The sequence below is a fragment of the Marinomonas sp. 63XJN7_7_ISO-PGPR-S23-202 genome (genome assembly GCF_056173505.1).
Window position 1 is genome coordinate 2,381,301 of record NZ_CM149677.1, and the last position, 21,502, is coordinate 2,402,802.

The window sequence follows — 21,502 nt, forward strand, 5'->3', positions numbered from 1 at the left end:
TCGAGACACTCATAAATATAAAAAAGGAAGATTGTGATGAAATTGAAACACCTATTAACGACCTGCGTTACCCTGCTTTTTGCGACAAATCTTTTTGCTCAGACCATTCGGGTTGCGAGCTGGCTTCCTCCAACAAACCCAATGAATGCTGTTGTTATCCCTGAATGGGGCAAAGCAATTAGCAAAGCGACGAATGGACGGCTTAAGGTTGAAATTGTTTATGGTATGGGGCATCCAAAAACAATGTGGAACCTGGTTGAGGATGGCATTGTAGACGCCAGTTATAGCTATCATGGCTATGTGCCAGGACGATTTGAATTGCCGCAAGTGGTTGAACAACCAGGGCTTGGAACGAATGCAGAAGCCGCTTCTTATGCCCTTTGGAAAACCTATCAAAAATACTTTGCTAAATCCCATGAATTTGATGGGCTTAAATTATTGGCACTTTTCACTCATGGACCAGGGCAGATCTACTCTAATTTTCCGATCAATGATATTAAAGATTTAGAAAATAAGAAAATTCGCATCGGTGGCGGTGTACAAAGTCAGCTCGCCGAGCGATTTCATATCACACCAGTAGGTGCGCCAGCCACTAAAGTCTATGAAATGATGCAGCAGGGCGTGATTGATGGCGCATTTTTGCCTGTCGGTGAAATGAAAACTTTACGATTGGCAGAGGTGACGAAAGACCTCACTCTGTTCCCTAATGGTTTGTACATGGGCAGTTTTTCTATGTTCATGAATCCTGATGTTTTTGATGATTTGAGTCAACAAGATCAAGAGGCGATTAACAAAGCATCAGGCGAAGTCTTGTCTGTTTTAGCCGGTAAAGCATGGGATGCGGGCGATGTTGCGGGATTACAAAGCGCACGTGAGGCAGGTGTGAATATTCACGTTGTGAAGCCAAACTCAACACTCGCTAAAGAAGTGAATCAGCGCATTGATGATGTAGCGGCAGCGTGGGTTAAAAAGGTGGATAAAAAAGGCTTTAATGGCGATGCCGCTTTATCTTATTTGCGTGAAACCGCTATGCAATATGCGGCAAAACATAAGGAGTAATCGATGTATCGCTCTCCTTATGAATGGCTCACGACGGCAGTGAACCAGCATCATGGAGATTTAGGGCTGGCCAAATGGCTGGCCTTTCTCCTTGAAGCCGTGTCTGCCGTTATGTTATTTGCACTTATGGTGTTGACGTGTAGCGATGTGATAGGGCGCTATGTATTCAGTAACTCTATTAATGGCACAACAGAGTTAACGGAGCTGGCGTTAGGTATCATTGTTTTCTGTCAAATTCCCGTCGTCACTTTGACGGGGGCGCATGTGGTGGTAGATATTCTAGATCGCGTTTTGCCCGATTGGTTTGCCAATGCTTGTTCTTTCATTATGAGCTTATCTATCGGTATTGGCTGTATTTTTGTGGCGGATCGCATTTGGTTCCAAGCACTACGTTCGTTGCGTCGCGGCGTGGTAACAGAATTTCTTCTTATTCCTGTCTCTTACTTCGTTCAATTTATTGCCATCATGATGTATTTAACCGCAGCAATATTGATCTATAAAGCAATCACAAGCTTATTTTGCCGTAAGAAGGAGGCTGCGTAATGCTGGATTCTTTAGTCGGCTTTTCCATTCTTCTTCTATTAATTCTCGTCTTTAGGGTGCCAATTGCTTTTGCGATGGGATTGGTGGGAATCACAGGGTTTGCTTACCTACAAGGACTGGGGTGGGATAATGTATTTGATTTTCGTTGGACAGGTCCGATTGCATTGGCCGCCAACCGAATTGTCGACACTTCCCAAGAGTACAGTTTGTCTGTGATTCCCTTATTTATCCTGATGGGGAATTTCGTCACCAAGGCAAATTTATCTGGTGAACTTTATCGCGCTTCGAATGCTTTTCTAGGACATCGAAAGGGCGGTCTATCGATGGCAACGATTGTTGCTTGTGGCGGTTTTTCCGCTATCTGTGGTTCCAGTTTAGCAACCTCGGCCACCATGGCAAAAGTAGCGATGCCCTCGATGAGAAAATATGGCTACCAAGACGGTTTGGCGAGCGCTTCAATCGCGGCGGGTTCTACGTTAGGTATCTTGATTCCACCAAGCGTGATCTTATTGATCTACGGCTTATTAACGGAAACCAGTATCCGTGAGCTGTTTGCGGCGGGTTTTCTTCCCGGCTTGTTAGGCATTTTGCTCTATCTTGCCGCGGTTCGTTATGTTGTCTGGAGGCATCCTGAATACGGCCCTAGTGCAGAAAAAGCCAATTTCTCCGAACGTCTTGCCGCCATGCGAAATGTCTGGGGCGTCCTTTTGTTGTTCTGTATCGTGATGGGAGGCATCTATCTTGGGGTGTTTACACCGACTGAAGCCGCCGGGATTGGTGCGGGCGGAGCATTCTTGATTGCCGTTATGCGCCGCTCTCTTAGCTGGTCGGCCCTTTTTCATGCGTTAATTGATACGGGAAGAACAACCGCTATGCTATTCACCGTGCTAATTGGCGCGTTGATCTTTTCAGACTTTATTACCATGGCTGGGTTGCCGGATGAGCTTTTAGCGTTTGTGAAAAGTCTTCATTTACCGCCAATGGGCGTTATTCTGATTATAGTCGGTATTTATCTCGTTTTAGGCATGGTCTTCGAAAGCCTTTCAATGATTTTATTAACCGTGCCTATTTTTTACCCCTTAGTACAAAGCTTAGGTTTTGACTTAGTTTGGTTTGGCATTGTTGTGGTGGTGGTAACGGAAATTAGTCTGATTACACCGCCTGTGGGCATGAATGTATTTGTTCTCAGTGCCGTGCTAGACAATGTAAAAGCAGGGACAATTTTTAAAGGTATAACGCCATTTTGGTGTGCAGACATGGTTCGCTTGGGGTTGATCGTATTTGTCAGTTCCATTGCGCTTGTGTTACCTGAAATTTTGTATCGATAATTATGATAAAAAGCGGAGAAAATGTATGGGTAAATTAGCCCTTGCTGCAAAAATAACGCATGTTCCCTCTATGTATCTTTCAGAGCTTGATGGTCCTAAAAAAGGATTTCGACAAGCCGCTATTGACGGGCATTACGAGATATCGAAACGTTGTCGAGAATTGGGTGTCGATACCATTGTCGTGTTTGATACGCACTGGTTGGTTAATGCCAATTATCACATTAATTGTGCTCCGCACTGGGAAGGTGTGTACACGAGCAACGAGTTACCCCACTTTATCAATAATATGCCGTATGAGTTAGATGGTAACCCTGAGTTGGGTCGTATCATTGCTCAAGTATGTAATGAGCAAGGGGTGGAAACCTTAGCCCATGATGCAACCACCTTGGCACCTGAGTACGGAACATTAGTGCCAATGCGATACATGAATGAAGACCGTCACTTTAAAGCCGTCTCTGTATCGGCGTTGCTAACGGTGCATTATCTCAATGACTCGGCTCGTTTGGGGTGGGCGATTCGTGAAGCGATCGAAAAGCACTACGATGGTACGGTGGCGATCCTCGCTAGCGGTTCGCTTTCTCACCGTTTTGCGCAAAATGGCCAAGCCCCAGATTTTTCCACCAAAGTGTGGAGTCCATTTTTGGAAACTTTGGATCATCGCGTCGTTGAAATGTGGGAAAACGCAGAGTGGAAAACATTCTGCGAGATGCTGCCTGAATACGCCGCAAAAGGTCACGGTGAAGGATTTATGCATGATACCGCCATGTTATTGGGGGCATTAGGTTGGTCGGATTATGATCAAAAAGTAGAAGTGGTGACGCCCTACTTTGGTAGCTCTGGTACGGGGCAGATCAATGCTATTTTTCCTATCTCACCACAAACGGGAGAGGCAGTTCCTGGCCCGCAAGCCTCTGTTGAAAATGGCTCGTTTGTGTACGGCAATAGCCGTCTTTAGAGTGATCGAGACAAACTAACGTCCGCCTTCCATTATTATGTTTGTTTATAAGCGCCTTCGCCTCTAAGGCGCTTTTTTATTTTCTAAGATCGTCCTATCTCAAAAGAAAAATGTCACTAAAGGGACATTTTCATATTTTGCTTCCTATATAGAATGACCAAAAAAATAGACAAGTGTACTGGTTCTAGACTTTCGGAATCCACCCTAAGAAAGACGTTCTACTATCCAGTGAGGTTATTCTGCTTGGCTTTGTCTTTGTTAAATAGCCCGAATGTAGTTATTGCTGGAGAGCATCTGATCTCTAATTACCCATTGTCGATCTAAGTCCTTACCGGTTTGGTCGTTTCTAATAAAAAAGATAGGAATAATAAGATGAGCGATACAGCACACACGAAAGTGGACGCAACAAGCAACATAAAGCCCATTAAAAAGATGAATTTGCCAACGATGATGGCAATTTGTATTGGGCTTGTGATTGTTCAAGGAGCAATGATTTCTTCAACACAAGGAATTGGTTTAGGCGGTATGGCATTTATTGCGGCGATGGTCACCGCATTGATTATTGCGCAGTTTAATGCCATGAGTTTCTCTGAGCTGTCGCTTATGTTTCCACAGGAAGGAACGTTGGCAACTTACACGCAAAAGGCGATTGGCCATTTCCCTGCCATTGTGTCTGTATTTGCAGGTTACGTCGTTGTGGCTTTCTTAGCAGTTCCGGTTGAAATGTTTCTGGTCGATGGTGTGTTAGATCAGGTTTTCCCCGGAGTATTTCCGCCTAAAGTCGTACCTATGATTATTTTGGTGGTTCTATGTGTGACGAATCTAGTGGGTGCTGACATCTTTGCGAAGGTACAAAACTTACTGGCTTTTGTTTTGGTTTTTGCATTGATTACGGTCGGTTTGTCTGCGGCGACGGGCATTAGCCAACCACATCCGATACTATCAGGCACTCATGTTGATTGGAGTTTTGCTGGGGTTATAAACGGCAGTTTTATTGGTTTTGTTGCACTGGCTATGTGGCTAATGGTTGGGGTTGAGTTTATCTGTCCCATGATCAATGAAGTCGAAAATCCATCAAAAAATATTCCAAGAGCGATGCATGGGTCATTATTTTTCATCTTTACTATTTTTCTACTCTTTGTGTATGGCGCAAGTTTTTATGTCAATGTGGAAACATTAACGACGGCGCCTATTCCATACCTGAACTATGTGGACGCTGTGTTTGGTAAAGGCGGTATGATCATTGCGACTATTATGGCCTTAACGGCAACCTGCAGTACGATGAACACCGTTCTGGCTTCTATTCCTAGAATGTTACATGGTATGGCCCATCAAAAACAGGCTTTCCCACAGTTGAAAGCGTCTAACCGTTTTGGTGCACCATGGGTAGGCATTGTGCTAATGGCAGTATTAATTGCGATTCCATTTTTGTCTTTTTCCATTAATTCACTAATCACCCTTGTTATTGCTGCGACAACGAGCTGGTTATTGGCCTACATTGTGGCGCACATTGATGTCATGGTGTTGCGTCGTCGTCTTCCAAATCTACATCGTCCTTATAAAACACCATTCTTCCCAATTCCTCAGATTCTTGGGATTGTGGCTATGGTTTATATTGCTTTAAACAATTCTCCTTCCCCGGAAATGACGAAACTGGTTTATAGCATTACCGGTGGGATATTGCTGGTAATTAGCCTTATCGCTGCGGTTTGGGTCAAGTTTTATATGAAACGCGGTTTATTTGAGCCAGACATGAACTGATTGTTATCGGTCTGTGTCAGCTAGGAACCTAGCTGACACACCTTTCAAACTGAATTCTTCTTATCATAAGACATGCTTATTTTTGTGCTGCATTTTGTTTAGGGTTCCATCCACAGAAAGTGTGTCCCGAATGGCTAAGAAACCACTCGAAAGCCAGACAAGACACGCTCGTATAAAGAGCTCTCCACCATCATTGCCAACAAGGTTTCCATGGGATCATACTCTGGCATTTTTCTTCCAAGTGGTGTCCATTCGAACACCATGACGTCCATTTTGTGTTTGGTTAAGGCAGTATCAAACGCAACCAATAAGAAGGGCATACACCATTGGATCAATAACGTTAAAAGCCTTTTCAATTTCCGCTACACTCGCTTTCGAGGAGAAGCCTTTTAGTAGCTGTCTGCGACTAATCAACGTGTCTTTGGGGAATAACCCTTGATAGTTGCTGAGCAAGCATAAGGTTAAGTCTAATAGGTTAAGAATCTTGTCTTCAATCTATTTGCTACAAACCCTCTAGGTTTGTATTTTTAAAATTTAAATAGAAAATTTTACTATGACGGGAACAGTAATAAACGCATCGGATTTAATGAAAGGCTTTCCTGCCAAAAAGATTACCGAACACGCAAAGACAATTGAATGATACCCCTAAAATTGCTGGTCTTTATTAAGGGGCATTGAAACAGCCCTATCGTTTGCACAACGAGGTGCGCCAAAGCGAGAAAATAAAATGGCGTTTTAGGTTGAAAACGCCATTATTGAGGAATGATTACCATCACATAGTCGGTTTTTACCCCATTATTTGAGTGCGACCTTTAGACCTTACCTTGGAATAGATAGCATAGATAATGATAAGTCCAATGATCGCAAGGATCGAAGCGCTGATAGGTCTATCTATAAATATGCTTAGGCCATCCCTAGATATTAACAGTGTTCGTCGGAAATTATTCTCCAAGACTGGACCTAAAATGATACCTATAATGATGGGCGACAATGGGAATCTCGACTGACGCAGTAGGTATCCAATTACCCCAAATACTAACATAACCCAAAGGTCAAACGTTGAATTTTGTAATGCGTAAGTCCCCATCGTTGATAGCAATAAAACAGCAGGTAAAAGCCAAGCTTTTGGAACTTTAAGAACACTGCCAAAGTAAGGGACTAATATAATCCCGACAATTAGCAAAATGATGTTTCCAAGGAAGTAGGCTAGGAAAATGCCTCCTGCAATATCCTCGTGGCTTCTGAAAAGCTCAGGACCTGGATAAAAGCCCAATAGGAAAAGTGCCGCGAGAAGCACGGCTGTAGATGCATCGCCAGGTATGCCTAATGACATAGACGGTATCAAAGCGCCACCACAGCAGCCATTATTGGCGGATTCTGTTGCGACTACACCCCCTTCAGCTCCCTCACCATATCCTTCTTCAGGTTTTGCAGTTCGGCGCGCTACTGCATAGGAAACGAATGCGCTTACATCACCTCCCGCCCCAGGAATGGCACCTAAAAAAGTACCAATTAACGATGAGCGAATTAAATTTACTTTGTGGCTAAATATCATCCTAAGAGCATGGAAAGAGATTTTTAGCTTTTGAATTTCGGGACGATCCAGCAGCTTTCCACTTTCAATTTGGAAGAATACTTCAGATAGGGCAAACAGACCAACGACAACGGGTACTATATGCGGCCCGCTTGTTAGGTTAATATTATTAAAAGTAAATCTGTATGCATCAGTGAATTGATCTGTACCCATCGTCGATATAGCAAGGCCTAATGCACCAGCTAGCAATCCTTTAATGGTAGACCCCTCTGAAACAATTGCGATAGTCAAAAGGCCCAACATTGCCATTGCGGCATATTCTGGGGGGCCAAAACGCAGAGCAAACTTAGCAAGAATTGGCGAGAAGAATATAAGAATAAATCCTGCTAATATTCCACCCAGTGACGAAGCGGTAATTGATAGGCCAATGGCATCTTGGGCACGTCCTTTTTGGGCCATTGGGTAGCCATCAAAAAGAGTAGCGGCTGCAAGAGGTGTTCCCGGAATGCGCAATAAAATGGCAGATATTGAGCCGCCTGCTGATCCTCCTACATATATAGATATTAGCATTCCCATTGCTGCTATTGGGGGAAGATGAAAAGCTACAGGTAGCATTAATACAATCCCCATAAGAGGGCCAAGCCCTGGGAGAACACCAATAAATAATCCAGCAATAATGCCTGCGGTTATGAGAGATAATGACTCCCATGTAAAAACTAAAGGAGCTCCTTGGAGCAGAATATCAATCATCGTATCAGCCAAAAATAGTAAAATTTAGAATTCCGACAGGAAGAATGACATTCAGTAATCCCTGAAATACTCCTGCCACAATGAGGGACATTGAAAGACCGCCAAGTATGGATGAGCTTGTGCGACATCCAAGAATCTTAAGCTGAATAGCAATCGCGATCGGGGTTAATAAGTGGTATCCCAAAGTTGGAAGCAATCCTATGTAGACTATAAAAATGGCAGTAAACAGTAATGCCAGTTTAGTCGTCTTCGTATGTGGGTAGGAAAGCTTAGGTGAATGTTTGAAAAACACGACCGAAAGATTGATTAGTGCTAATCCCAACATTAACCAAGCAATGATACTTGGAAACATGGCGGCATTGTTCATGGGGCCGCCTGTTGTTACCCCCTGTGCTTTTAGCGAGGTGGCCTTCTGCCAGAATATGACTATTGGTACGAGTAAGAACAAAGAACCCACTAACCAATCATAAAAATTGGCTTTTATACGACTCATTTTTAGCTCCTTTTTATTATAATTATGCGGTCCTATATTCTAGGACCGCCTAGGTGAATCATTTAGATAATTTAGATAATTGAGTCTTTTCCCATTTTATTGCATTGATGCTGCTTTGAAGTTGTTTTGTTACTGAGGAGACAATGTCAGAATATTGTGCCGGAGAGAATAGGGTGGGCACGTACCCCATATCGAGAAGTTTAGCTTGGATTGCGGGGTCATTGACGACTGCTCCCATGGCTTTGCGTAACTTAGTAACAATATTTTTTGGGGTATTCTTGCGAACAAGCCACCAATTCCATCCCATAGGTGATAGATTGGTCATGCCCATATCTATACCAGAATCCCCAATTAGAGGTGCACCGTCATAAGTATCTGATGAACGCTTGAGAGTGGAAAGAACGGTGAGTATTTTGACATCAGCTTTGTTTATTTTATAAACACCGGGGTTAATAACAATAAAGTCGAGTATTCCTCCCCGAAGGTCTCGAACAGCAGTGTCGATTTCAGGGTAGGGTACTACTTGCGCTAGTGCGTGATTTTGCTGCATCACTTTTGCCATTACCATATGAGGTAGGCCACTGTAAGTCCCCGGAGAGTAGCGAAGTTCACCAGGGTGAGAGGCAGCATATTTAAGCAGCGCATTTATTGTCGAAAAACGTGGGTCGTCTTTCCTAACAGCAACAGCAAACGAGTTAGAAGTGGCTGACCAAAGAGGCGTGAAGTCTGTATATTTCCACTTCACACTTCCTTGCATGGGTTTAAGTACTAATGGCGCGACATAGCCATCAATAATCGTATAGCCATCTGCTGGCTTTGCCATGGCCGTTTCGAATGCCTTAATGCCACCAGCCCCCGGTGTAGATACAACTGAAATATTCACACCAAGCTTCTTTCCCATAGCATCTGCTATTACTTGACTAGCCGCCATTGTAGCGCCGGGGGCCCATGGATAAATATTTTCTATATTACGATCTGGATAGCCTGCCATTGCATATCCAGTGAATAAGACAGCTCCAACAACTGTCGCGATTTTGTTGAGTATTTTCATTAGTCATTTCCTTTTTTGTTTTTATAGAAATTCTCAAGACCATACCAGTGATACACTTCGATGGGAGTATCGTGATCAATAAGGACATCCATGGCTTTGTTTAAAAGCAGAATCGTTATGCCCTCGTCTTCGATTGGGTTTTGTTGCTTTGGGTCAACGGATAAGTTGTACAGTTTTGTACCCACATCATCAAACCCCTTACCATCGTTCATAGGGACTCTAGGGGCTTCAGGTAAGGCTTCAATCGATAAAATGGGTATGCCTTTTGTAAAATCAAAACCATCAGTCAGTGTCGCTGTTTTCAGCTCATTAATGGAGAAAGCTCCAGACATATGGTGGGGAGCCAAGGTATATTCTTTCAAGCCAGCTGCACGCCAGTCTAGAGGATAATAATACAGCACATGGGTGCCATCAGTAATGCCTAAGGGCCCACCGAATACTCCGAAAACAGCCACGTCACGGCCATGGTCGGAAGGGTTCGCTAATATTTCAGATAAATCGCGTGAGCGAATCTCTCTTGGGACTTCGGCACCATGAAAGCCTAACATGGTCGGCATTAAGTCCGCCGTTTGAGTTAAGGCATTGGTTCGTTTACCTGCTGCTTCTGGATAACGGGGATCATGAATCATGAGAGGAAGATGGCTAACCTCTTCGTAGTATGGCATTCTCATTTTCCCCCACCAGCCATGTTCAGAAAGTAGGAAACCATGATCTGTACTAAGGACAATGGCCGTATCCTTCCACATATCATATCTGTCGAGGTAGTCTAGCAATTGACCAAAATAGTCGTCGCACATAGCCACTAATGCTGCATAGTTAGCACGTATGATTTCGATATCTTCAGGGTTTTCGACAACTCGTTCATAGTGAGGCCAATCGAGCACAAGGCCTTTATTGCAATCATAAGCTTCTTTAAATCGCTCTGGTGCGTGAAATGGCTCATGTGGGTCAAAGCACTCCAGCATCAATAGCCAATCATCGGCGTCTTTATTTAGATCTAAGAACTCGAATCCGGATTTGAAGCATTTAGGACATGGAAACTCGTCTTCGTCTCTAATCATTTCTCGGTTGATCATTGACTGGAAACGCTTGCTATCTCGAGTCATTGGATAGTGGCGTTGATCATACTTTGCCTTAAATCTGTCGAGAGGGGGCTTAACCATGGGGATCCAGGGATCGTACTCCTGTCCACGAATGAAGTCCCAAGTATTAAATCTTGTGTGAAATCCTGCGCCACCGTCTTCGAAATAATGAAGGTGGTCGCTAACCATGTGAGTGTATATTTCATGGCTTTTCAATATTTCTGCGAAAGAGTTATCAAAAGGCTCAAGAGGCCCCCAGCTTCTATGAGTGAAGTTTAATCGTCCTGTATGCATATCACGTCGTGCAGGCATGCACGGAAGTGATCCTGCGTAATGACGATCAAATGTCATCGCCTTTTTGGCGAATCGGTCAAAATTCGGGGTTTTTACCGAAGTTCCACCATATGCGCCAATAGCGCTTTTATTAAGACTGTCGAATAGAACAAATATTGTACGCATGATTGTACCTCCTAGTCCGACTGTACAATGGAGTAGGAATAAGTAAAAATATAATATATTTAACTATATATAAGAAAGATTGATATATGAGTGTGACTTTGATGAACCGTAGGCTACTTCATTTCATGGCTGTGTATGAAAGTGGAAATATAAAGCATGCAGCTGAATTGTTTGGAATATCTCAACCTGCTTTGAGTATGAGTATCCGACAATTAGAGGAGGAATTGGATACCGAGTTATTTCTTCGTCAACCTCGTGGTGTTATTCCAACCAAAGCTGGTGAGGTTCTGTATCATTATTCTGATGCGATGAAGCATGGCCAGCGGCTTGCTTTAGAGGATATTACGAGACTTAAATCAGGCACGCCTGGTAGATTGAGGCTCGGGGTTGGAATTGCTTGGACGGCAACAGTCCTCGACTCAGTATTGCCAGAACTTCAAAGGCAATTCCCTGGTATGTCAATTGATTTGATTACAGGCATAGGGGGGGAGTTAGCGACACAATTTATTGCAGGAGACATAGATGTGCTGCTAGCTGCTGGTTCCATACCCACTTTGAATCAAGAGGGTATTGATACCAATTTTATTGGTAGCTTGCCATTGGTCGCAGTGGCAGATCAAGAACATATACTTGTAGAAAGCGATAGTGTTTCTGCTACGGAGCTTACAAAATTTTCATGGGCTGGATTTAACGACGACAATTCTTTTTTCTATTTGGCACAAAACTATATGTCATTAAGAGGCCTTTCTATTCCAGAAATAAGTATGCGCTCTAACTCAGCGGCGGCTTTGATATCGATGGTGCATTCTTCTGAGTTAATCAGTTTCTTAGTACCGCCTCTCGTAAAGCTTGCCGCCCAGTCAGGCCTTGTTCAATTAAAACTTGCGGAACCTCTTTGGGACATCCCAATCAACGTGTATTATCGGCAAATTTCAGCAGATCAACCTTTGGTAAGAACGTTTAAGTCAATCGTTGGCTCAGTCATTAAAATGTCATCTTAATGCTAAGGTCTGCTTGTCATAAAATACTCTTATTTTTTGTCGCATTTTGTTTAGGATTCCATCCACCGAAAGTGTGTCGCGAATGGCTAAGAAAACACTCGAAAGCCAGACAAGACACGCTCGTATAAAGAGCTCTCCACCATCATTGCCAACAAGGTTTCCATGGGATCATACTCTGGCATTTTTCTTCCAAGTGGTGTGAACAGATGAAAGAAAATCGCCCTCGTCATAATTCCCATACTTGTCAAAGCGCCTGAGCCATGCCATCGGGTAAACAGCAGGATGCTCGTTAGCAGCACGGACTGATTAAAAAACGCTATTCGAGGGAATCGAATAGCGTTTTTTAGTTCTTAGAGGCTCAAGCGTAGATGGCTTCGATTAGTCTTTCCAGTGGTAGACGCATTTGGCGCCTTTCCATGTTTCTAATACTGGAATATCGCGCATATTAGCGACTTTGTTTTCTGGATTGGTTGATAAATAAGTTAATGGCGACTGCTGAAGAATGACAAAATCGGCGTATTTCCCCGCTTCTAATGAACCAACCATCTTATCGGCGTGACATTGCCAGGCGGCATCAAGTGTGACCGCTCGCAGTGCTTCAAATGGTGTGATGCATTCGTCTTTTGTGAGAACCTTATTGCTTGCACGACTAGGTGCGCCTTCCATAAAACGAGAAATGGATTGCTCCATCATACGCAGCGGCCCAAGAGGCGATACGCCATTATCACTGTGAAGAGTGAATTTGATGCCATATTGTAAGGCGGAATTGCAACGATCCAGTACGCTTGCTCTTTCCTCACCAAGGATGGTCTGTTGGAAAGCCCATCCCCAATAACCAACATGGCCAATAAGAAAGCTGGGAGAAATACCTAGATCACGCATGCTTTCGAAGCTCTGGTTGCTAATCAGTGAAGCATGCTCAATACGGTCTCGCCTTACTTCTATGGAGCTTGCATCTATTCCGGTACTTCTAAATGTATCAATAGTGCGTTTGATGGCTTGGTCGCCATTAGCATGCACCATGATTGGCCAGCCTCTAGCAACCGATTTATTAAATGTCACTTGAAACTCACCAGGATAGCTAAAGTTGAAGATACCATGGTTGGTATTTTGATAACGGTTTTCATCATTGTATGCTTGATAATCTTCATCACAGCAATAGGTTTTGTATTGATAGCCCGTCAGACCTTGGTTTGAGCCATCAGAGATGACTTTAATAAAGGGTAAGAAGAATTTATCATCTCCCTGCATGGGGAGATAACTAGGGTCAATTTTCGTTTCAAAGTCATTAGGCGAAAGTACGACCAAAGCCCCCGCTATTCTAACGGGACAGTTTGCATTATGGGCTTTTTGTTTCAGATATTCTGGTTGATTAAATTTGCTTGTTTGATCCCATGGGTCCACCGCCGCATCCAATACTGTGGTCAGACCACGCTTGCTTGTTTCTGCAAGTAAACTGTCTACATATAGGTCTATCTTTGCGCCTAATACCTTAGCATCCTGCTGACTCAAAATGTATTGAACAACAGGGAGCATTTCGTCGAGTTCCGCTAAAATGCCATTATCATTTTCTGGTAACGGAACTTTGGCTTCTCGTAGCAATTTGATGGCGACTGAATTGATGTAGGCTAGATGGCCTGATGAATTCATTATGTACACAGGTAGTTTGGTGGATATTTCATCAAGGGTGTCGGCGTTAAATTCACGATCTTTTCCGCTAAATAGAGAAGGGTCGACATTACGGCCAAGCACCCAATGTTGTTCAACATCTTCATCTTTCATTGTTGCTTCAATTGAGTCTGCTAATTCAGCTAATGTTTTAATGACAAAGGTTCGATTGTAGTCCTTACGTAAATATTGGCCATCAAAAGGCCCTACATCGGTACATATGTTCATGACGGCTGTCGATACAATATGTATATGGGGATCTATCATGCCTGGTATTAGGGTTTCTGACCCCGTGAGTACTCGTTCTATTGTTTCGCTTGCTTGTGACGCTTTAATGGCGTTTTGGACGTCTTCGTAGTTTCCTGTCGCAAGGACTTTTTCGCCAACCATACCAATGGCTTCTACTTTTTCATTTTGTCCATCCTTCATGGTGATGATGGTGCCCGATGCTTTCTCTGCAAGTTCTGAGTAACGCTCAACTCGAATGATTTGGGCAATATTGTGGTCTTGGGGCGAAACAGATAGCTGAAACGTGTCTTTGGTGTTTACGTTGTGAGAAAAGTCTTCGGGTAGGAAGGACTTCCAAAGTGGATTGCAGCATGAACATGAAATATGTGTTGTATGATTATGGTTCATTGTACTTATTTCCTTAAATAGAGCGTTAGAAGCGGGCCTATCTTGGGTTCGATAATTCCGAAAAGGTGTTATAGCAGTTTCTATTAACCCCTCCTATTACAGGTCGTTACACTAAAATTTTTGAGCGAATTCAATGAGTATTTTAATAAAGTGAATTTTATGCAGGTTTTCCATGAAGAGAATTTGGTTCACGTGTGAGGGTGGAGTCTTTACGATGGTGGTCACTTAAATGATTTGAAAGAGGTGTTTTCCATGGATGTTCGTTTTCCTTCTCGCTCTGATGTTGTTGGTAGTTATCTGCGTCCTGAGTATCTTCATCAAGCTCGCCGTGATTTCAAAGAAGGTGTTATTGATCGAGCCGCGTTAACCGCTGTGGAAGATCGTGCTATTTTAGAGTTGATTGAGCAGCAAAAAGCGGCAGGGTTAAAGGCGATTACTGATGGCGAATTTCGTCGTAGTTGGTGGCATATTGATTTCCTAGAAAACCTTAATGGTGTGGAAGGCTATGTACCCGAGGCAGGCTACAATCAGCAGTTTAAAGGAAAGGATGCGCCTTCTTATAATATTCGTGTTTCTGGTAAAGTCTCATTTAATCCTAACCATCCCTTCTTAGCGCATTTTGACTTTCTTAAAAAGGCTGCTGAAACGGGTGATGGGAGTGTTGCCAAGGCGACGATTCCAAGCCCCACGATGATCTTACGTCAAGAAATCTTGGCTAATGATGGTTCGTCTCGTTTGGATGAGATCTATGATGATGTAGATGGGTTTTATCACGACTTAGCGCAAACCTATCGTGATGCGATTCAGGCCTATTATGCCCACGGCTGTCGCTATTTGCAGTTTGACGATACAAACTGGGCGTTTCTTGTGGATGCAGAGAAGCGTGATGGCTTGGTAGCGCGCGGCATTGATCCCGATAAAATCAGTGATATTTGTACGCAAATTATTAATCAATCCTTAGCAGACAAACCGGATGACCTGGTGATCACAACCCATATTTGTCGCGGTAATCATGCGTCTTCTTGGTTGTTTTCCGGTGGTTATGAGCCGGTCGCTAAGGCCTTGTTTGCGACCCATTACGATGGTTTTTTCCTTGAGTACGATAATGACCGAGCAGGGGACTTTGCCCCATTGCGTTATTGCGAAGGAAAAGAGGCGCGTATTGTGCTGGGCTTAGTGACCTCTAAGTTTCCCGAGCTTGAAGATCCCGAGTTGATTAAAGCACGTATTAAAGAGGCATCGGACTATGTTCCTTTAGCGAATTTATGCATTAGTCCCCAGTGTGGTTTTGCCTCGACCGCAGAGGGTAATAAGCTAACTATTGATGATCAATGGAACAAAATTCGTTTACTCAATCAGGTGGCTGATCAAGTTTGGGACTCTTAAGTTTTTTTAGACCTTTTTCTTAGATCTTTTTCTTAGGTATTTGAGCCCGTTCTTGTCTATTAAAACGATCGGGGAGCACTTTATTAGTGGCTTCCTGATCCTTTTGTCTTATAGCGTGACGTGTTTATCGCTTGTCTGTTTCGTGTTGTGTTTACTCGCTCATTGTTTTCATAATGATGTAATATAAGCGCAAGATTTGTTTCTATGCTTTATATCCTATATCGAACAAAAAGAGGCCATCGCTTGTAAAGTAAAGCGGCCATTGTGCAGCAACAATAATTATTATCGTACAATTTTTGTCGCGTAGTAGGCGGCAATTTAGGAGCTGAATATGCTAAAAAATATCCACCCACTACTGAACGGCGAGTTATTAAATGTGTTGCGTAGCATGGGACACGGAGACAACATTGTGTTGGTAGATCGTAATTTCCCCGCTGTGTCCGTTGCTAATGGCAAGCCTGTTATTCGTTTGGACGGCGTGTCCGTCACTGAAGCCGCGACTGCCATTTTATCCGTATTGCCTTTGGATACGTTTGTGGATCACCCTGTACAAAGAATGCAGGTGGTGGGGGAGGATGAAGCCTATATGCCGGAGGTTCAGCAAGAATTTTCTGCGGTGTTATAAGCGGCGGATAGCGAGAGTACTGAGATGGGATCATTAGAGCGTTTCGCTTTTTATGAGGCAGCTAAACAAGCATTTGCCATTGTAGTGACTGGTGAAGCGCGGGGTTATGGATGCTTTTTATTGAAAAAAGGCGTGATCTTCGCTTAAATCTTATTAATACTTTAAATAAGTGCCTAACATCGTTTGTCATCGATTAGAAAAGCCATGTTAAAACACAGGTTGCCCATTGGGTGCCTGTGTTTTTTTGATGGATACTGTTCTTTTTAGCGTGTGCTATGGGATTGTTTTCGATGAAAGGGCGTTGACATATTGGCTGACGATAATACATATAAGTGAGTAGCGCGATGTTCGAGCATGTTCGTGAGTGGTTAGAAAGTAGACGAGTTAAAGAGGCTGGCTTTACCACTGAAATGTGGGAGGCTTCCATTGCCGATTGGCCCGTGGCAGCTCGCTTTCAAGGGGAAGAGCGAGATGCGCTAAGAGCATTAACCTTTCGCTTTTTGGTTCGTAAAAGCTTTTCGGCAGGCGGCGACTTCGAGCTTACTGAATCTGTTTATATGAAACTGGCCACCATGGCCTGTGTGCCAATTTTGCATTTGGGACTGAATTGGTACGATCACGTGCACAGCATTGTGGTTTATGAAGGGGATTTTCTTCCGCCACGAACCTATCGAACAGCAGATGGTGTTGTGCATGAAAGAGGCCCAGGATTAAGTGGCGAAGCTTGGTTGCGTGGGCCGGTTATCTTGTCGTGGCAATCGATTTTAGAGTCTGGCCCTCAAGCGCGTCATGGCAAAGCGAGTAATGTGGTGATTCATGAGTTTGCCCACAAGTTAGACATGCTGCGTGATGGGGCCAATGGGGCACCGCCGATGCATCCCGGAATGGATGCGGGAGAGTGGCATGATGTGTTTATGTCAGCCTGGGGGCGTTTAGAACGAAATGTGGAGCAGCATATGGCTTTGCCCATTGATGTGTACGCATTGACCAGTCCAGCGGAATTTTTTGCTGTTTGCAGTGAAACCTTCTTTGAGGCACCGGAGGCGATGGTACATACTATGCCGAATGTTTATCGCTTATTATGTTTGTTTTATCGTCAAACGCCCTTTTAGAGATTTTTGCACGACTACTGCGCTTGCCAATACTTTGTTAAAAACAAACTCAAAATGCTCATTTATAACTATAAACTCCGCTTTCTCGTCTATTTTTGCCGCGTCTTGGCGTCGCTCGTGACATTGTGCAAAGGTCTCCTTTAAATAGTTTTTTTGGCGTGTTTTTTGGCATTGAGACAAATAAAAAAACATTAAGTTATCGGCTTTGATAAAAGCCCCCTAGCTAAATTTTAATTATTTAGCTATAATAGCCCGCTAGGTTTTCCTCAGAAAATTCCAGAGAATTTTGTTAAGGCATGTAAAATGATTGCACGCCTTACTCCCACCAAAAAAAAGGTACACATTTACATGTCTGACGCTGATATTCAGCCTACATTTGATTCGTTGGGTCTAATAGCCCCTGTTCTTAAAGCGGTTGCCGATCTCGGTTATGAGCAACCCTCAGCTATCCAAGCGCAAAGTATTCCATATCTATTAGAAGGTCGCGATCTTCTTGGGCAAGCGCAGACGGGTACTGGTAAGACGGCGGCGTTTGCGCTTCCGCTGCTGTCTCGCATTGATGTTACAGATAAAACGACACAACTACTTGTATTGGCTCCAACTCGTGAACTTGCTATTCAGGTTTCTGAAGCATTTCAAAGTTATGCCCGTAATATTCCAGATTTTCATGTTTTGCCCATTTACGGCGGCATGTCATACGACTCTCAACTCCGCCAACTAAGACGTGGTGTGCAAGTCGTTGTGGGTACACCTGGTCGTGTTATGGACCATATTCGTCGTAAAACCCTAAAACTGGATACGCTTAAAGCGTTGGTTTTGGATGAAGCAGACGAAATGCTGCGCATGGGCTTCATCGACGATGTCGAATGGATCCTAGAGCAAACGCCACCGACGCGCCAAATCGCTCTGTTTTCTGCGACCATGCCTTCTGTGATTCGCCAAGTGGCAAACCGCCATTTGAATAATCCAAAAGAAGTAAAAATCGTAACGAAAACATCGACCGCGATGACGATTACGCAAAAATACTGGCAAGTAAGCGGCCTACATAAACTGGACGCTTTGACTCGTATTCTTGAAATGAACGAACACGATGGCATGATCATCTTTGTTCGTACCAAAGCCGCAACGGTTGAGTTAGCTGAAAAACTAACGGCTCGCGGTCATGCTTGTGAAGCTCTTAACGGTGACATCAGCCAGAATTTGCGTGAGCGTACGGTTGATCGCATCAAAAACGGTCAGATCGATATTCTTGTTGCCACAGACGTGGTGGCGCGTGGTTTGGACGTAGAGCGTGTTAGTCACGTAGTAAACTACGACATTCCATACGATACAGAGTCTTACGTTCACCGTATTGGTCGTACAGGCCGTGCTGGTCGTTCAGGTACCGCGATTTTGTTTGTTGCCAACCGTGAGCGTCGTATGTTGCAAGCGATTGAGCGTGCGACTCGCCAACCCATTGAAAAGATGCAGTTGCCTACCGCTTCTGACATTAACCAGCAGCGTGTTAGCCGCTTTAAACAGCGCATCACTGAGACCATGGACAACGAAGATCTTGATTTCTTCTTAGAGCTTGTTCAAGAGTACCAAAAAGAAAACGAAGTGGATCCATTAAAAATGGCTGCTGCGTTGGCTCATATGGCTCAAGGTAAAACCTCGTTGTTATTGTCTGAAATGGAAGTACGTCAAGAACGTCGTGAACGTTCGGATCGTGGTGACCGCTCAGATCGTGGCCCGCGTGGCGACCGTCCAGAACGTGCTCCTCGTAAACAGCGTCCAGTGACGGCGGAAGCGATGCCGTTGAAAGACGATCCAGATACGGCGATGACACGTTATGTGGTTCAAGTGGGTTACAGCGATGGCGTTAAGCCCGGCAATATTGTCGGCGCCATTGCCAATGAAGCGGACATTGAAAGTCGTTACATTGGCCACATCGAAATTTATGAAGACTTTGCAACAGTGGATTTGCCTTCTAATTTGACAGGTGAAGCCCTAGGTAAGTTGGGTAAGACGCGTATCTGTGGTCAACGTTCTGATATTGCCAAACTAGAAGATGCAGATGCGTTGAACAAGCGTGCTGCGGCTCCTTCTGCTCGTAAGCGTCCATCTGGTGATCGCCGTCCTTCTAATGCATCTGGCGAACGCCGTCGTGCTTCTGGTGGTCGTGATCGTGATAACAATCGCGGTGATCGTCGTCCAAGAGCGCCACGTAAAGACAGCTAATCATTCCGATCAACGTATTGTTTGCGAAACGATAGGTTGTAAAGATATTAAAAAGCCGAGCAGAGCAATTTGTTCGGCTTTTTTTGTGTTCATGATGAGGAGGAGCAGTCCTAGTCGATCGATGGGCGCTGCGACTTTGTTTTTATTCTGCTAAAATCCAAACGCCTGTTAACATGCAAAGGCTTTCCCTTCTTTACCACATAAGGCCTGTAATGAACGAAATTACTATTATTAAACCGGATGATTGGCACTTACATTTTCGCGACGGGGATATGTTGCTCGAAACGGTGCCCGCCACGGCACGCTGTTTTGCAAGAGCCGTCGTTATGCCCAACCTTGTTCCACCAGTGATTAATGCCGAATTAGCGTTGAGTTATAAAGAACGTATTATGGCCGCTCGACCTGAGGGGAGTTCTTTTACGCCTCTGATGACGATTTATTTGACTGATAAAACCAGCGTTCAAGATATTCAAGAGGCGAAAAAAGCGGGTGTGCTTGCGGCGAAAATGTATCCGGCAGGGGCGACAACCAATTCCGATTCTGGCGTGAATTCCCTTGAGTCGCTTTACCCTGTGTTTGAGGCGCTAGCAGACAATGACATGTTGTTGTTGATTCATGGCGAAGTGACACAAAAGCACATTGATATTTTTGATCGTGAAAAAGCCTTTATCGATCAGCATATGGTGAATATTGTTGAGCGGGTGCCACATTTAAAAGTGGTATTTGAGCACATCACCACAAAAGATGCCGCTGACTTTGTGCTTAATGCCCGCGAAGGCGTGGCGGCCACTATTACACCACAGCATTTATTGCTGAATCGCAATGATATGTTGGATGGTGGTATTCGTCCCCATAACTATTGCTTGCCAGTACTCAAACGCAGTACTCACCAAGAAGCCTTACGTGCGGCTGTCCAATCCGGCTCGCCGAAATTCTTTTTAGGTACTGATTCGGCGCCCCATGCTAAACATCGCAAAGAATCCGACTGTGGCTGTGCGGGTTGCTACAGTGCTTGGTCGGCCCTTGAGCTGTATGCGCAAGTATTTGATGAGCTGGACGCGTTAGATAAGCTAGAAGGTTTTGCCAGTTTGCACGGTGCGGATTTTTATGGACTGCCTCGCAACACGCAAACGGTTACCTTGATTCGCGAGTCATGGGAAGTGCCGGATAGCATTACTCTACCAAACGGCGAGCCGATTGTGCCTTTCTTTGCTGGTAAACCAGTGGCTTGGAAGTTGAAAAAATAAAACTGTTTGTTGGCTCTATAAAAAAATCGAACTCAGAAATGGATTCGATTTTTTTATAACTTGTTCAAGCCTCGACAGTTTTTTGTCTGATTAGGCCACTCGTGTTAAAAAAGCCTTTCTCGTGCAAAGTTAAATTATTACCATTCGGGCTTTGATTTTTCTTTGTTTGGAGTCTTGCCCATGAGTCAAGCCACGGTTGAATTACTGCAACAATATTACGACGCATTTAACGCCCAAGATATGGACGCCTTCTTGTCTTTACTAACGGACGATGTGGTCCATGACATTAATCAAGGTAATCGTGAGGTGGGCAAAGACACGTTTGCGGCCTTTATGGCGCGTATGAATCGCAATTACAAAGAAACCATTGTCGATATCGTGGTGATGTCGAATCCAGAGGGTGATCGTGCGGCGGTTGAGTTTACTGTGCTAGGTGAGTACTTGATGACCGATGACGGGTTGCCAGACGCAAATGGCCAGACCTACAAACTGCCAGCCGGAGCTTTCTTTGATATCCGCGATGGAAAAGTAGCCCGCGTGACCAACTACTATAATCTTGAAGACTGGATTGCCCAGGTCTCTGCTTAAGCTG

At 44.1% G+C, this 21,502-nt stretch carries 17 protein-coding genes and 1 pseudogene; 12 read left to right on the forward strand and 6 right to left on the reverse strand.

Features of this window, described 5'->3' with window-relative positions; genetic code table 11:
• Positions 1 to 36 precede the first annotated feature (36 nt).
• The 5 genes from AC0VYG_RS11000 to AC0VYG_RS11020 all read left to right on the forward strand — a co-directional run bounded on the left by AC0VYG_RS11000 (position 37) and on the right by AC0VYG_RS11020 (position 5,646).
• Positions 37 to 1,059: a TRAP transporter substrate-binding protein gene (locus AC0VYG_RS11000; RefSeq protein WP_475432309.1), complete on the forward strand. Its 1,023-nt coding sequence runs from the start codon at positions 37 to 39 to the stop codon at positions 1,057 to 1,059.
• Positions 1,060 to 1,062: 3 nt separating this feature from the next.
• Complete coding sequence (locus tag AC0VYG_RS11005) at positions 1,063 to 1,602, forward strand: TRAP transporter small permease (RefSeq protein ID WP_067342930.1); 540 nt, start codon at positions 1,063 to 1,065, stop codon at positions 1,600 to 1,602.
• A complete protein-coding gene (locus tag AC0VYG_RS11010) occupies positions 1,602 to 2,930 on the forward strand; it encodes a TRAP transporter large permease (protein ID WP_475432310.1) in 1,329 nt (442 codons plus the stop codon). Before AC0VYG_RS11005 ends, AC0VYG_RS11010 begins: the two co-directional genes overlap by 1 nt.
• A gap of 25 nt (positions 2,931 to 2,955) precedes the next feature.
• Entirely contained in the window at positions 2,956 to 3,885 is a 930-nt protein-coding gene (gene hpaD, locus AC0VYG_RS11015; RefSeq protein WP_475432311.1) for a 3,4-dihydroxyphenylacetate 2,3-dioxygenase, read from the forward strand.
• A 372-nt stretch (positions 3,886 to 4,257) separates the two neighbouring features.
• Positions 4,258 to 5,646, forward strand: a complete 1,389-nt coding sequence (locus AC0VYG_RS11020; RefSeq protein ID WP_475432312.1) for an APC family permease — start codon at positions 4,258 to 4,260, stop codon at positions 5,644 to 5,646.
• Between the two features lie 134 nt (positions 5,647 to 5,780).
• Here the strand turns inward: AC0VYG_RS11020 and AC0VYG_RS11025 are convergent, their stop codons facing one another.
• From AC0VYG_RS11025 to AC0VYG_RS11045, 5 genes are all read right to left on the reverse strand, one after another.
• Entirely contained in the window at positions 5,781 to 6,002 is a 222-nt protein-coding gene (locus AC0VYG_RS11025) for a hypothetical protein (protein ID WP_475432313.1), read from the reverse strand.
• Positions 6,003 to 6,433: 431 nt separating this feature from the next.
• Positions 6,434 to 7,930, reverse strand: a complete 1,497-nt coding sequence (locus AC0VYG_RS11030) for a tripartite tricarboxylate transporter permease (protein WP_475432314.1) — start codon at positions 7,928 to 7,930, stop codon at positions 6,434 to 6,436.
• A gap of 4 nt (positions 7,931 to 7,934) precedes the next feature.
• Entirely contained in the window at positions 7,935 to 8,423 is a 489-nt protein-coding gene (locus AC0VYG_RS11035; protein WP_475432315.1) for a tripartite tricarboxylate transporter TctB family protein, read from the reverse strand.
• A 58-nt stretch (positions 8,424 to 8,481) separates the two neighbouring features.
• Complete coding sequence (locus AC0VYG_RS11040) at positions 8,482 to 9,474, reverse strand: Bug family tripartite tricarboxylate transporter substrate binding protein (protein ID WP_475432316.1); 993 nt, start codon at positions 9,472 to 9,474, stop codon at positions 8,482 to 8,484.
• Complete coding sequence (locus tag AC0VYG_RS11045; protein ID WP_475432317.1) at positions 9,474 to 11,015, reverse strand: sulfatase; 1,542 nt, start codon at positions 11,013 to 11,015, stop codon at positions 9,474 to 9,476. The genes AC0VYG_RS11040 and AC0VYG_RS11045 overlap by 1 nt, the downstream gene beginning before the upstream one ends.
• Before the next feature lie 86 nt (positions 11,016 to 11,101).
• Between AC0VYG_RS11045 and AC0VYG_RS11050 the strand changes: the two genes are divergently transcribed.
• Complete coding sequence (locus AC0VYG_RS11050; protein WP_475432318.1) at positions 11,102 to 12,016, forward strand: LysR family transcriptional regulator; 915 nt, start codon at positions 11,102 to 11,104, stop codon at positions 12,014 to 12,016.
• Positions 12,017 to 12,394: 378 nt separating this feature from the next.
• Here the strand turns inward: AC0VYG_RS11050 and AC0VYG_RS11055 are convergent, their stop codons facing one another.
• Entirely contained in the window at positions 12,395 to 14,320 is a 1,926-nt protein-coding gene (locus AC0VYG_RS11055) for an amidohydrolase (RefSeq protein ID WP_475432319.1), read from the reverse strand.
• A gap of 252 nt (positions 14,321 to 14,572) precedes the next feature.
• Between AC0VYG_RS11055 and AC0VYG_RS11060 the strand changes: the two genes are divergently transcribed.
• The 6 genes and pseudogenes from AC0VYG_RS11060 (at position 14,573) to AC0VYG_RS11085 (ending at position 21,498) form a co-directional block, all read left to right on the forward strand.
• Positions 14,573 to 15,706 carry a 5-methyltetrahydropteroyltriglutamate--homocysteine S-methyltransferase gene (locus AC0VYG_RS11060; RefSeq protein WP_475432320.1) on the forward strand — a complete coding sequence of 378 codons (1,134 nt, stop codon included), beginning with the start codon at positions 14,573 to 14,575 and terminating at the stop codon, positions 15,704 to 15,706.
• 331 nt (positions 15,707 to 16,037) lie between these two features.
• Positions 16,038 to 16,478 (forward strand): annotated as a pseudogene (locus tag AC0VYG_RS11065) (RbsD/FucU family protein).
• A gap of 197 nt (positions 16,479 to 16,675) precedes the next feature.
• Positions 16,676 to 17,443 carry a M90 family metallopeptidase gene (locus AC0VYG_RS11070; RefSeq protein WP_475432321.1) on the forward strand — a complete coding sequence of 256 codons (768 nt, stop codon included), beginning with the start codon at positions 16,676 to 16,678 and terminating at the stop codon, positions 17,441 to 17,443.
• Between the two features lie 348 nt (positions 17,444 to 17,791).
• Entirely contained in the window at positions 17,792 to 19,663 is a 1,872-nt protein-coding gene (locus tag AC0VYG_RS11075; protein WP_475432322.1) for a DEAD/DEAH box helicase, read from the forward strand.
• Positions 19,664 to 19,875: 212 nt separating this feature from the next.
• Positions 19,876 to 20,910: a dihydroorotase gene (gene pyrC, locus AC0VYG_RS11080; protein WP_475432323.1), complete on the forward strand. Its 1,035-nt coding sequence runs from the start codon at positions 19,876 to 19,878 to the stop codon at positions 20,908 to 20,910.
• A 180-nt stretch (positions 20,911 to 21,090) separates the two neighbouring features.
• Positions 21,091 to 21,498 carry a ketosteroid isomerase-related protein gene (locus AC0VYG_RS11085; protein WP_475432324.1) on the forward strand — a complete coding sequence of 136 codons (408 nt, stop codon included), beginning with the start codon at positions 21,091 to 21,093 and terminating at the stop codon, positions 21,496 to 21,498.
• Positions 21,499 to 21,502 lie beyond the last annotated feature (4 nt).

Coding starts and splice junctions, on each gene's coding strand:
- AC0VYG_RS11085 (WP_475432324.1), top strand. CDS start 21,091: ATGAGTCAAGCCACGGTTGAATTACTGCAACAATATTACGACGCATTT.
- hpaD (WP_475432311.1), top strand. CDS start 2,956: ATGGGTAAATTAGCCCTTGCTGCAAAAATAACGCATGTTCCCTCTATG.
- AC0VYG_RS11020 (WP_475432312.1), top strand. CDS start 4,258: ATGAGCGATACAGCACACACGAAAGTGGACGCAACAAGCAACATAAAG.
- pyrC (WP_475432323.1), top strand. CDS start 19,876: ATGAACGAAATTACTATTATTAAACCGGATGATTGGCACTTACATTTT.
- AC0VYG_RS11055 (WP_475432319.1), bottom strand. CDS start 14,320: ATGAACCATAATCATACAACACATATTTCATGTTCATGCTGCAATCCA.
- AC0VYG_RS11060 (WP_475432320.1), top strand. CDS start 14,573: ATGGATGTTCGTTTTCCTTCTCGCTCTGATGTTGTTGGTAGTTATCTG.
- AC0VYG_RS11030 (WP_475432314.1), bottom strand. CDS start 7,930: ATGATTGATATTCTGCTCCAAGGAGCTCCTTTAGTTTTTACATGGGAG.
- AC0VYG_RS11070 (WP_475432321.1), top strand. CDS start 16,676: ATGTTCGAGCATGTTCGTGAGTGGTTAGAAAGTAGACGAGTTAAAGAG.
- AC0VYG_RS11000 (WP_475432309.1), top strand. CDS start 37: ATGAAATTGAAACACCTATTAACGACCTGCGTTACCCTGCTTTTTGCG.
- AC0VYG_RS11075 (WP_475432322.1), top strand. CDS start 17,792: ATGTCTGACGCTGATATTCAGCCTACATTTGATTCGTTGGGTCTAATA.
- AC0VYG_RS11010 (WP_475432310.1), top strand. CDS start 1,602: ATGCTGGATTCTTTAGTCGGCTTTTCCATTCTTCTTCTATTAATTCTC.
- AC0VYG_RS11040 (WP_475432316.1), bottom strand. CDS start 9,474: ATGAAAATACTCAACAAAATCGCGACAGTTGTTGGAGCTGTCTTATTC.
- AC0VYG_RS11050 (WP_475432318.1), top strand. CDS start 11,102: ATGAGTGTGACTTTGATGAACCGTAGGCTACTTCATTTCATGGCTGTG.
- AC0VYG_RS11005 (WP_067342930.1), top strand. CDS start 1,063: ATGTATCGCTCTCCTTATGAATGGCTCACGACGGCAGTGAACCAGCAT.
- AC0VYG_RS11035 (WP_475432315.1), bottom strand. CDS start 8,423: ATGAGTCGTATAAAAGCCAATTTTTATGATTGGTTAGTGGGTTCTTTG.
- AC0VYG_RS11045 (WP_475432317.1), bottom strand. CDS start 11,015: ATGCGTACAATATTTGTTCTATTCGACAGTCTTAATAAAAGCGCTATT.